A 12,564-nucleotide genomic window follows, 5' to 3' on the forward strand; every position below is an offset into this window, starting at 1 on the left:
CTATACTTTGAATAAATAGATTGCTATGCTATTTGCTTCACTACCCATCCATAAGGAATGGGAGCCAAGTTACGAACGATGGAAAGATACAAATTAAAAGGATAAGCAAAATAATTAATAATAAATATGGAAATGCCGCCTTAGACATTTGAATAATATTCATCGCATTCTTTTGTTTTTCAGATATTTGCATCATAACGAATAAATTCATACCTACCGGTGGAGTAATAATTGCCATTTCTAAAGCAATCACCGTGAACACTCCAAACCAAATCAAATCAAATCCTAATGCTTCAACAACAGGAAAAATAATTGGTACCATAATCAGTAATATCGAAACGACTTCCATAAACATCCCCAGAAGAGTGAATATTCCGAAAATTATCAAGATAACTACCCATCTATTCACATTAAGTGATGTGATATAGCTTTGAATCATCTGAGGAAGTTCAATAATTGTAATAGCGAAACCAAACAACAATGCACCAGACAATATAAGCATAATCATTCCAGTATTCGATGCGGAAGATTTCAGGATATCCAAAAACTCTTTCCATTTAATCGTTTTATAAACCACTACACCTAAAAATAAACTTACAACAAATGAAACACTAGCCGCTTCTGTTACAGTGAATAATCCTGAGTAAATACCACCAATAATAATGATAGGTAGTGAAAATAACCAGATAATTTCTCTTAAGGAAGCTTTTCTTTCTCCCCACGTAGCAGGTTGCTGTTTTGGCAATTTCTTTGAATAAACTAAGATGATATAGATAATAAATAATCCAACCAGTAAAAGACCTGGAATTAATCCAGCCATAAATAGGGAGCTCACCGATTGTTCTGTTAATGCCCCATAGAGAATCATCGGGCCACTAGGGGGGATTAAAATACCGAGTGTACCAGATGCTGCAATAACCCCATAGGCTAATTCTTTCGGATATCCATGTCGAATCATTTCTGTTGATGCTACAAACCCTAACGTTACGACTGTAGCAATACTAGAACCAGTTAATGCTGCAAAGAAAGAACACGTCACGACTGTAGCAATAGCTAACCCACCTGGAAAATGGCCTAACCATTTATCAGCTGCATGAAATGCTTTTGTTCCAATGCCACTATGCAATATAATTTGTCCAGTTAAAATAAAGGCAGGTATAGCAACTAATAAGCTATCATCTAATGAATTGTACATTATTTGAGGTACTTGTAGATTAGCCATTTGAGGATCCATTTCAAATAGTAGAATGCCAGCACCTAAAATTGCTAATGTAAATGCTACTGGTAAACCTAATAATAAGAGAATAAAAAATACTACTAATAGTAAAAGGAAAAACATGTACACACTTCCTTATCTAAAATCATTGCTATACTAATGGGCTTTGCTGCTTGTCATCGGGCGTTATAATGTTTAACACATACCAAATAATGCTTAAACACATTAAAATGGAGCCTAAAACAACAAATGACTGTGGAATCCATACATAGATTTCCAATAATGAAAGATCTGTTGTTTTACTTTGATACGAATGTTTCACCATCAACGTACTTCGCCAAGTTAAATAAATAAAAAACACAAATGCCAACGAAGCTGTTAATAGATCTACACCTTTTCTCACTACTGGTGATAACACTCTAATTAGGATATCTACTTTTACATGTTCTCCTTTTTTCATTGCATAGGCTGCCCCCAAAAATGAAGCACCAATGAATAAATAAATCGAATATGGTTCGACCCAATAAGAAGGAATAAAAAAGTAACGTGCAATTACTCCCCAACTTACCATAACCCCTACAATCGCAATAATGAATCCAGCTATTATCCCCGATAGATCTAACAGGGAAGATAAAAACTTCTTTAACACAATCAATACCTTCATCTATTCATCCATCCTCAATGAACCTTTTTAGTTAGGGAGAGTTAACTCTCCCTCTTGTTAATTAATGTTCTCGACTGCCTCTTCCGTTATTTCAATAATCTTTTTGCCGTCTTCACCATTTTCTGTTATATAATCTTGGATTAGTTGTTGATAGATTTCATCAAATGATTCATTATCTACCTCAACATATTCCATGCCTTCTGATTTTAAGTTTTGCCTATCCATTTCTACTTGTTCTTCTACTTCTTCTGAAATCCATAATTGTGCTTCATGTGATGCTTCTTTTATAATACTTTTTTCCGCTTCAGATAACTTATTCCACCAATCTAAATTTGTAGAGGCTGAAATTAATCCTACATTTAATGGACCTGAGTAGTAATCACTATTTTGATGATATTGAAGTGCAACAAAGGCAGTTATTCCTGATAAGGCTGCGTCTATCGTTCCTCTTTGTAGAGCTTGCGCTACTTCTGCCCCTCCCATCGTAATTGGCGTTCCTCCAGCTAATTCAACCATTTTTGCTTGAACTGGACTAGTAGTTCTAACTCTTTTTCCTTCAAAATTTTCAGGGCTTATAAGTGGTTCATCTTTAGAAGCAAAATAACCAAATCCAAAATCCGCCCAAAATAATGGCTCTACACCTATCTCATTTAGGTTTGTAGTAAGGAGGTCTACGATACCATTATCAAGAGCCCAATGTACTTGATCATAATTAGAGAACAATGGGAGTACAGTGAATTCAGCAGCAGGAATTTGTCCCGACCACATTTCAACTGTATTCATCCCCATTTCAACTTGCCCTGTTGTAAGAGCTTCGGGCATTTCTTGGTCATTGTATAATTGACCTGATGGAAAGACACTAATGTTCACCTTTCCGTCACTCTTTTCTGCTACCAATTCTGAAAACTTTTCTACCCCTTTGGCAACTGGCTCTTCAACTGGATACGTATGAGCAAACCGAACTGTTCTCTCCTGTATTTCACCATTTGAGTCATCTTTTCCTTCGACTTCTGAGGTCGCTGGCTCAGCATTGTTACTCCCACAACCAATTAATACAGTTACTAATCCGACAAAAGCCATAAGCAAATACAGTTTTTTTATAATCATGTATTCCCTCCTTTTAATTTAAACCCACTCTTTTGTAAGCGTTATCACTAAAGACTATAAAAATCTAGCTTTATTAAATAGTCCTTCTAGCATTTGTCTAGTTTTCTTTTGTATAATTGTATACACTATTATCGAAAATATTACTAAATTTGATTATTTGAATAAATGTACACATTTAGTTGATAGGAGCTGGATTTATATTTCCGCTAGTTCCTATTTGCTTATTCCTACCTCACTCTTCTTTTCAATAAACTCAGCAGCATTCTCTCCGGCAATTTTCCCGTACACTGAACCTGCCATAAGGCCCGCACCGCCTGGATAATTAAAATAGAATAGGCCGCCGACTACCTCTCCAGCTGCATAGAGTCCAGGAATTGGTTGTGCTAATACATCCTGTACTTCCGCTTTGGTGTTAATCTTTACCCCGCCATACGTAAATGTGATCCCACATGTCACACCATAAGCTTCAAATGGCCCTTCATCCAAGGTATTGGCCCAATTCGATTTAGGTACAGCTAACCCTTCGGTACAACGGCCATCTTTCACCGTTGGATTAAATGGAGTGTCTTTACGAATGGATTGGTTATACTCTTTCACAGTTTTTAAGAATGCCTTTGCATCAACGCCTTCAAGCTTTTCCGCCAATTCGTCCAACGTATCTGCTTGCACCTTCGTTACGTATTTCGTTTTATATTCTTCACGAAGCAAATGCGTTACTTTCTGGTCAAAAATTTGCCAAGCAAATTGCCCAGTTTGTTCCAAAATTGCTTTACCATATTTGGCATAGGTATAATTCCGGAAATCGGCCCCCTCATCCACAAACCGTTGTCCTTCTGCATTCACAATAATACCAAATGGGTAACTAAGTTTCTGAAACCCTTCGACAAACTCAGGAGCATCCATGTCTCCTCCAACCGCATGCGCACCAGAGAAATTCCCATGTGGCATCGCGCCGATATCCAATGCCATTTTCAAGCCGTCACCTGTATTAAATCGGCTTCCTCTTACTTTGGCAAGATCCCATTTTGGTCCAAGATAACGTGTCCGCATTTCAGTATTGGCATGGAATCCTCCACTTGCTAAAATGACAGCTTTAGCATGAACTTCTTTTGTCGTACCTCTATGTTTAAAAACAACGCCATGTACGCCATCATCGTCATGGATTAGTTCGGTTGCCATTGCATCAAATAGAACATCCACACCCATGCGGTCTGCTTCATTGTGCAATGCATCAATTAAACCATGTCCACCTCCAACAGATTCAACAATCATTCCACCCCAAAATTTAAATATGCCATTTACTTTGAAAGCTTGGCGTCCATAAATAGGTACAAACCGAACCTTATGCGCATGCAACCACTTCATCGTTTCAAAGCTTTTACTCGTTAACAGTGAGGCAAGATCGCCATCTGTTCGATAGTTGGTAAGTTGACAGATATCATCAAAAAATTTCTCATCTGGATACGTCCCAAAGTCAGTCTCAGCAATTTCTTCCGGGGTCAAATCAGGCATAATCTGTTTTAAATCTTCCACACCTTGATAAGCAAAACGAATCGATCCATGAGTATACGTGCTGTTGCCACCTTTTTCCTTCTCTGGTGATTTTTCTAATACAGTTACCTTAGCACCGTTTTCACTTGCAGAGATAGCCGCACTCATCGCAGCATTCCCTGCTCCTACAATCACCACATCTGTTTCATATACTTCTCGCTTGGTCACAAACAACTCCTCACTTTCATTTACACTTGATTAGTAATTCTCTCTCGATTGATTCGAACTCTCTTCTCTTCTGAATCTACCGTGACACTCCATCCCATTAAGAACGCGCAGGGTGCATTCGTTCACTTTTAACGGAAAGCCCATGATCATTTGCTGGGTCTGGGTCTGCTTCAAAGCCATACAATTCCCGAAGTCTTGCCACCGCTTCTGCTGGTGGTTTGGCATTATAGTAGCCACGACGTGTCATATAGACGCCTGATACTTCACGTAAATCTACTAACGATTCACACATTTTCAATCCTGCCCCAAATGAGTCCACAACTGGTACGTCACCTATCCTGGAAATACCATGTGTTGCTAAAAAAACATTCATTGGCCCTTCTCCCGGAACAATTACATCTGCACCTTCAGATATAGCAGTTTCAGCCGCTTTTTTGAATGCTTCAATCACTGGATCTGGGTCATCAAAACCTGCGAGCACCTCATTGAACCCTGCTTCAGATTGTACAATTGGACCTAGCTTCTCTCCAAGTCCGTAACGCTGTGCATTGTGGCGCAATTCATCCGCTAATGGCGCAAGAAAATTGACAACCCCGATTCGATCCCCAAGCATCGATGCCATATGGAAGGAAGCTTGACCATATCCAACGACAGGAATATCTACTAATGTTCTTGCTTCTAGTAAACCAACATCAGGAATGGTACCAATAAACATGGCATCGTAACCGGCTTTTTCCGCTGTCAATGCTGCACGCACAAATTGTTCACGATGCAAATTTTGCAAATAGGAATACGTAATAAAATGACCTGGATATTCCGTCGGATAGGTACCTTCTGACATGCCATGAAGGACCACTTCTACACCAGGTCGAGCTAACTTTTGAATATGTGACTTTACTGCATCTCGATACGGGGCAACACTTGCTATACTTGTTAAGCTTTGATGCCAAATTTTCATGCTATCTCCTCCAATAGAATACTAGAACGTTTAACAAGCAACAGTAGACAAACGCTATCTCCTATAAAAGCGTTTGCCAACTGCGTTCCGTTTACTAGACTTTCGAAATTGATTTTTTCTCATCAGCCATTCTTGCTGCAACTTCATAGATTAGATCTTCCTGTCCACCAACCGTTTTCATTCTTCCTAGTTCCATTAAAATATCTCGTTCATCCACACCGAACTTTTTAGAAGCGGTTTGAGCATGTAATAGGAAGCTAGAATAAACACCAGAATAGCCTAGAATTAGACTTGACCCTGTGATCTCTTGCGGACGCTGCATATAGTCAGCAACAACATTATTGGCAGCATCCATAATTTCATATAAGTTAATACCTGTTTGGTAGCCTAGCTTTTCGAATACAGCTGCCATGACCTCTGTTTGAGTATTTCCGCTACCAGCTCCAAGGCAACGTAAACTACCATCAATATAAGTGGCTCCAGCCTCTACAGCTGCAATTGTGTTTGCCATTGCCATCGATAAATTATTGTGGCCATGAAAACCAATCTCACATGATAGTGCTTGCTTCAAAGCAGATATTTTTTCAGTGACATCATTCGGTAGCATTGCACCAGCTGAATCGGTAACATAAACGATCTCCGCACCATAGCTCTCAAACAATTTTGCCTGTTCAACTATTTTTTCTGTTGATGCCATATGCGCCATCATTAAGAAGCCAACTGTTTTCAAACCTAGTTCACGACCAAGTGAAATGTGTTGGGCGGCAACATCTGCTTCTGTTACGTGTGTTGCTACACGAAGCATTTTCGCACCAGCTTTAACCGCTTCCTCTACATCTGATTTTGTGCCAATTCCCGGAAGAAGTAACACCGACACATTCGCTTGCTGGCATTCATCGACAGCCGCTTCAATTAACTTTAATTCATCAGTCTTTGACAAACCATATTGTAAAGAGGATCCACCTAACCCATCGCCATGAGATACTTCGAAATAATTGATTCCAGCTCGGTCCAATCCTCTCGCTGTTTCTCTTACTTGTTCTTCCGTGAAGGCATGTTTCATCGCGTGACTGCCATCTCGAAGTGTTACATCAATAAGTTCAAAACTCCGCTCTGTCATTGTCATCCCCCTTATTAAATTGCAGCGGCATTTAACTGGTTCGCTAATTCGTTCCCAACTTTAGCAGCTGCAGCAGTCATAATATCTAGATTTCCAGAGTACGGTGGGAAAAAGTCCCCCTCCCCCTCTACTTCTAAAAACACGGTCACTTTGTTGCCATCAAATTGAGGTTCCCCTTTTAATTGATAGCCAGGAACATACGTATTTACTTGACCGATCATATTTTTGATTGACGCAACAATCTCTTCCTCTTTCCCGTCTTCCTCTACAAGTGCATGGACTGTATCACGCATCATAATTGGAGGTTCAGCTGGATTTAAAATAATAATTGCTTTCCCTTGCTTAGCACCACCAACTTGTTCAATCGCACTTGAAGTCGTTTTCGTAAATTCATCGATATTTGCTCTTGTTCCTGGACCAGCGCTTTTACTTGAAATCGTTGCAACAATTTCCGCATAAGATACAGGTGCAACTTGATTAATCGCGTGGACAATTGGAATCGTTGCTTGCCCGCCACATGTCACCATATTCATATCACCTTCTGCAAGGTGTTCGTCTAAGTTAACTGGTGGTACAACAAACGGACCAATAGCAGCTGGCGTTAGATCGATTACTTTTTTTCCGATCTTTGTCAGCTTTTGACTATGGTATTGATGGGCCTTTGCTGTTGTTGCATCGTAAACAATATCAACAAGTTCTGGACGCTCTAACAGTCCATCAATGCCATTATCAATCGTTTCATAACCACGATCACGTGCACGGCGCAATCCTTCTGAATCTGGGTCAATTCCTACCATGACACTCATCTGCAAATTATCTGATCGTTCAACCTTGTACATTAAGTCTGTTCCGATATTACCGGAACCAATGATCCCTACTTTATACTTTTTCATCATGACCCCCCCTTATAAAATGACGCTGACACCGTTCCAATAGAAAAGTCTGCTCTAAACGTGTCACCATCTTCAATCGGAATAGCCTTGGATAGTGCTCCAGCTAAAATGACTTCCCCTGCATGAAGTGTAATGTCATAACTACCAATCGCATTGGCTAACCAGGCAACTGCATCAAGTGGATTTCCCATTACCGCGGCACCTGTTGCGGCATCTAAAAACGTATCATTTCGATAGACGGTCATGTCTACTTCAGGTAAGTCAATTTCCTCGACAGCTGTGTGTTGATCACCAAGAATGATCCCAGCAGATGAACCATTGTCTGCCACCGTATCTTCAAATTTGATTTTCCAATCTTTGATCCTACTATCAATAATTTCAAATGCTGGAACCACATAATCTGTAGCTTTTTTTACATCTTCAGCAGTAACTCCAGGACCTTTTAAATCTTTCTTTAAAACAAAGGCAATTTCAAACTCAATTCTTGGTTCAATATATTGATCAATTGCGATAGAAGCATTGTTTTTATACACCATATCATCAAAAATATGCCCGTAATCAGGTTCATTTACATTCAGCATTTCCTGCATTGCTTTACTTGTTAATCCTATTTTTTTACCAACAATTTTTGCTTCTTGGTTTAGTTTATCGCGAACAATTCCGAGTTGGATTTGATAGGCGTCATCCACGGAAATAGATTGTTCAGATGACGTAAGCGGTGCAATCGGTACTTTGCTCTTTTCGGCTTCGATAATGCTAGCTACTGCTTTTTCAATATCCATGCATCATTCTCCTTGTATCAAAGTTAGATGGTGCTATTGACTTCCACCTGTTTTTCTAAATTGCGATAACGACCACCAGCAAAAATTAACGGTTCCCCATCTTGGGTGCGAATGTCTGTGACGCTTCCGACAAGCAGGGTATGGTCGCCTTCCACATGTTCCGAAACCACTTCACAAGAAATTTGAGCAATCGCATTTGGAATAACAGGTAAGCCGTCAAGGTACGAATAATCTAATTCTTCCGTTCGTTTATTCTTCGAAGCAAAGAAATCTGCTACATCCTTTTGGTGTTCATTTAAAATATTAACGGAATAACTTTGTGTTTGTTGGATTCTTTTTAGTGTATTTGCCCCTTCCTTAACGGAAATAACAACTAGCTTCGGATCGAGTGACACAGACATGAACGCATTGGCGGTCATGCCATGAACAGTACCATTCTGCTCAGTTGCAACAATCGTAACACCAGTGGAAAACTTCCCCATCGCATCTCTAAACAGACGATCATCCATTTTTACATCCTCCTTAGATAGATTCAGAAAAAAATTGTTGAACCAAACTGTTAAAACTATCTTTTTTCTCAATTTGTGTCCAATGCCCACATTGGGAATAAACATGAAGTTGTGCATTAGGCAAATGCGACAGTAGATAGTAGCTTGATTCAACCGAACATACACGATCATCCCGTCCATGTACTAACATTACTGGATGAGTGATTCGATTAAGTGCTGTGATAGGTACTGGCACCGCCTTGGTTGCGAAAATTGAATCATTGGAGCGCTGTACTTCAGGTTTCATTGCTGTCTCATAACGAACATCTGTCAATTTATCAATTTCTGGCTTTAGTTTTTCAAAGTCATAGACAAACCAGCTCATAATTTGGCGTAATTTTTTTGGTGTCGGATTGTCGTAAAACCCTTTTGCACGTCCTAATTCAGGTGTAAGCTTCGTATTTGGTGTTCCACCTGGTCCCATTAAAATAACTCTATTAAATCGCTCTGGATGTTCAATTAATAACTCCTGGGCAATCGAACAACCTAATGAGTTACCGACCACATGCGCTTTATCAATCCCCAACTCATCTAATAGCGCTACCGCTTGGTCTACCCAAAGTTCTGTCCATGCTTGGCGATTTTTTGGTAGAGGCTCAGGATGACTGCTTTGTCCAAAGCCTAATAAATCCGGAGCAATACAGTCGTAGTTCTCTCCACAAGCTTGTAATGCATAGCGCCAATTCACCCAAGCCGTAACCCCTGGGCCTGATCCATGTAAAAACAAGATAGCTTCTTTATTTCCTTCACCAGTCCGATTAACAAACGTTTCGAAATCTCCTGTTTTAACTACTGTTTCATTAATTTCTACCATTGTATTTTCCTCCTTCAATTCTTCAGCATTTTTTAAAATTAACTCCCCACGTTTGGAAAGCGTTATCATTTAAAATGATTTTTTGCTAATTTCAAAGATCCTTTGCATGATGAATTTATCTTTAATACCATTGTAGAAATAGTTAAAGCTGGTTTCTAGAATAAAAATGTTTTAATATTTAGAAAATTTATGTGGATTTTTATTGGTTTTTATTTATGGCTGTTTTTGCAAGGTTTGTTGCTTTTTAATGTCATAGTTGATGGAAACCTCGACTTAGAACAAGACGAAAATTCAAGAAACGTGCATATCTAACTTAAAAATTGATCTTAATGTACACGAAAACTCAAGAAACGTGCACATCTAGCTTAAAATTTGATCTTAATGTATACGAAAACTTTAGAAACGTGCACATCTAGCTTAAAAATTGACCTTAATGTACACGAAAACTTAAGAAACGTGCACATCTAGCTTAAAATTTGATCTTAATGTACACGAAAACTCAAGAAACGTGCACATCTAGCTTAAAATTTGATCTTAATGTACACGAAAACTCAAGAAACGTGCACATCTAGCTTAAAATTTGATCTTAATGTACACGAAAACTTAAGAAACGTGCACATCTAGCTTAAAAATTGACCTTAATGTACACGAAAACTTAAGAAACGTGCAAATTAGCAGGGAGTTTCGCCTCAAATACAGACGGACACTAGTTAATTGTACACACCTAGCTTAAAAATTCGATGAATATGAGTAATTATTTTGAGCTACGTCGGAGTCTATTTTTATTCTGTCGCTGACAGCCGTAACCAATTTGCATTCACCCTATATCTCCAACTCATTCAATGCAAGCAGCGAATCTAGTATTAACAACAGTTGATAACTTTGTGATGGATCCCGTAAGTCTTTGTCAATCAATTTTTCAATTTTGTTTTTTCGATAGGTTAATCCACTCATAGACAAGGAAAGGTCGTCCATCGTTTGGTGTAGATTTCCACCATTGGATAAAAAAACATAAAGTGTTTTAATTAATTCCATACACTTGGGATCGTCAGGTTGAAACAGTGGTCCTAATTCTTTTTTAGCAATTTCTTTAATAACTTTTGTATTTTCAGAGTTAATGAGCACACCTAGTATGCCTAGGTCTTCATAAGCTGTAACCTTTCGTCTATCGGAAACTCGTAAAGCAATTAAAGCTTTTTCCATAAATTTTGTCGCTTCCGCTATATTGTTTGATTGATTACTAATTCCAATTTTATAGACATTTGTTTTGAAGGTACTTTGTAGGTGATCATGGAGTTTTTCTAACAGGTGGATAAGTTGTTTCTTATCTTTGGTAGTTGCAGGGAGTAGCATTGTTATATATTCATCATAACGACCAATTAGCGCTTCATATCCTTGAATATCCAGATATTTAGAGATTGTTTCTAACAAATGTTCTTCGTGACTCTTCAGTCGATTTACCGATAAAGCCTGTTCATAATCAAGTACTGCAATATAATAACTATCTTCAAAATCGATCCCCATGTAGCGACCACGATTAACAATTTCCTCTTTAGAGGCCCATTCTCCTAACAAAATTTGTTCCAAGAAATTCCCTTTCAATTCTTCTAGCGCTTCAAAGCTCGTTTTTTCATTTAATAAGATCAAGGATGCTGCATTAGCGGCTCGCTCAATGAACATCGAATCATTGTCAGAGCTACTAAGACTCTCCTCCATATATCCGAAAGAGCAATAACCGATAATTTTCTTTTGTACATAAATTGGGGTAATCATCCTTGTTTGATTTTCCGTTTTAACTAGCTCTGTTTTTTTAAATAAAGGAAGCATATTATCGATGCGATTTTTTTCTACTAAATTCTCTTTTAAATCCTTGTTCAGCTCCTCATATTGTTGATCCGTCATTCCTGAACATGCAATATGTTGAAAACTCAGATCCTCAATCATTACTGGAATCGAGAGTGATTTATAAACAATTGACGCAATATCATGTAGATTACTTCCATTCGAAATACTCTCGGTTAACATTTTATGAAACCTTGAGACCTTTTCCATATTATTGCGCTCTTCTAATAATTGCTCATACGTATATTCTAACTCTTCCACAATCGTTTTTTCGTGATGGTATCCCAGTTCTTCTTGGATTTCACTTCCCCAATCCTCTTCATACTTCATTTCGAAGATGCATTCGTCATCCCCTTGGCCGATACAACTCGTTTCTTTCACAATGATCGTTGCATTACAAACTTTAGACATATACCCGCTCGCATATCCTGTTAATGTGTGGCATACTGGATGATCAGCTAATCCATGATGGTTAATGTGTTGGTGGCCCTCAAATGAGTCAATCCACTTTCCTTTAGCCGTAATCGATTTGATATTTTGGGAATCTTTCTTTTCGATTTGACGCTCTGATTCAATATCACGTATATGACCGGTGCTTAAATGTAACAAAGAAGCCTGTTTAATTAAGTAATCAATCGAGGTGCTTACTTTCATCGCTTCAGCTGCATCATTCGCTCCTAATCGCCAACCATACCGAAATAAAAAACCTCTTATTCGTTTTGCACCCATATTTTCTATTAATTCTTTTCGTAACAGACCAAACGCTTCCGTAGTGGATAAAATTCGCTTGCTGTTACCAGCATTATACGGATCGTTTAGTAAATCTGTTGAGTTTTTCAATCTCTCATTCACCTCACTACTAACGCGAATTTTTCACTCGTGTAAAAGGCATGCCTGGGAA

At 38.6% G+C, this 12,564-nt stretch carries 11 protein-coding genes; all 11 read right to left on the bottom strand.

Annotation, left to right across the window (positions count from 1 at the left end; translation table 11 throughout):
• Positions 1-40: 40 nt before the first annotated feature.
• Positions 41-1,339: a TRAP transporter large permease gene (locus FCI53_RS04725; RefSeq protein WP_138416336.1), complete on the bottom strand. Its 1,299-nt coding sequence runs from the start codon at positions 1,337-1,339 to the stop codon at positions 41-43.
• Positions 1,340-1,367: 28 nt separating this feature from the next.
• A complete protein-coding gene (locus FCI53_RS04730; RefSeq protein ID WP_138416338.1) occupies positions 1,368-1,880 on the bottom strand; it encodes a TRAP transporter small permease in 513 nt (170 codons plus the stop codon).
• A 57-nt stretch (positions 1,881-1,937) separates the two neighbouring features.
• Complete coding sequence (locus FCI53_RS04735) at positions 1,938-2,987, bottom strand: TRAP transporter substrate-binding protein (protein WP_138416340.1); 1,050 nt, start codon at positions 2,985-2,987, stop codon at positions 1,938-1,940.
• A gap of 213 nt (positions 2,988-3,200) precedes the next feature.
• Complete coding sequence (gene tcuA, locus FCI53_RS04740; protein ID WP_138416342.1) at positions 3,201-4,706, bottom strand: FAD-dependent tricarballylate dehydrogenase TcuA; 1,506 nt, start codon at positions 4,704-4,706, stop codon at positions 3,201-3,203.
• A gap of 97 nt (positions 4,707-4,803) precedes the next feature.
• Entirely contained in the window at positions 4,804-5,664 is an 861-nt protein-coding gene (locus tag FCI53_RS04745) for an aspartate/glutamate racemase family protein (protein WP_138416344.1), read from the bottom strand.
• 94 nt (positions 5,665-5,758) lie between these two features.
• Positions 5,759-6,784 carry a 4-hydroxy-2-oxovalerate aldolase gene (gene dmpG, locus FCI53_RS04750; protein ID WP_138416346.1) on the bottom strand — a complete coding sequence of 342 codons (1,026 nt, stop codon included), beginning with the start codon at positions 6,782-6,784 and terminating at the stop codon, positions 5,759-5,761.
• A 14-nt stretch (positions 6,785-6,798) separates the two neighbouring features.
• Positions 6,799-7,677, bottom strand: a complete 879-nt coding sequence (locus FCI53_RS04755) for an acetaldehyde dehydrogenase (acetylating) (RefSeq protein ID WP_138416348.1) — start codon at positions 7,675-7,677, stop codon at positions 6,799-6,801.
• A complete protein-coding gene (locus FCI53_RS04760; RefSeq protein WP_138416350.1) occupies positions 7,677-8,459 on the bottom strand; it encodes a 2-keto-4-pentenoate hydratase in 783 nt (260 codons plus the stop codon). Before FCI53_RS04760 ends, FCI53_RS04755 begins: the two co-directional genes overlap by 1 nt.
• A gap of 23 nt (positions 8,460-8,482) precedes the next feature.
• Complete coding sequence (locus FCI53_RS04765; protein ID WP_138416352.1) at positions 8,483-8,968, bottom strand: flavin reductase family protein; 486 nt, start codon at positions 8,966-8,968, stop codon at positions 8,483-8,485.
• A 13-nt stretch (positions 8,969-8,981) separates the two neighbouring features.
• The gene (locus FCI53_RS04770; RefSeq protein ID WP_138416354.1) at positions 8,982-9,821 is read right to left on the bottom strand and encodes an alpha/beta fold hydrolase; all 840 of its coding nucleotides are present in this window, start codon (positions 9,819-9,821) and stop codon (positions 8,982-8,984) included.
• 822 nt (positions 9,822-10,643) lie between these two features.
• Positions 10,644-12,503, bottom strand: a complete 1,860-nt coding sequence (locus tag FCI53_RS04775) for a XylR N-terminal domain-containing protein (RefSeq protein WP_138416356.1) — start codon at positions 12,501-12,503, stop codon at positions 10,644-10,646.
• Positions 12,504-12,564 lie beyond the last annotated feature (61 nt).

The sequence above is a fragment of the Aquibacillus sediminis genome, assembly GCF_005870085.1.
Taxonomy (GTDB): domain Bacteria; phylum Bacillota; class Bacilli; order Bacillales; family Amphibacillaceae; genus Aquibacillus_E; species Aquibacillus_E sediminis.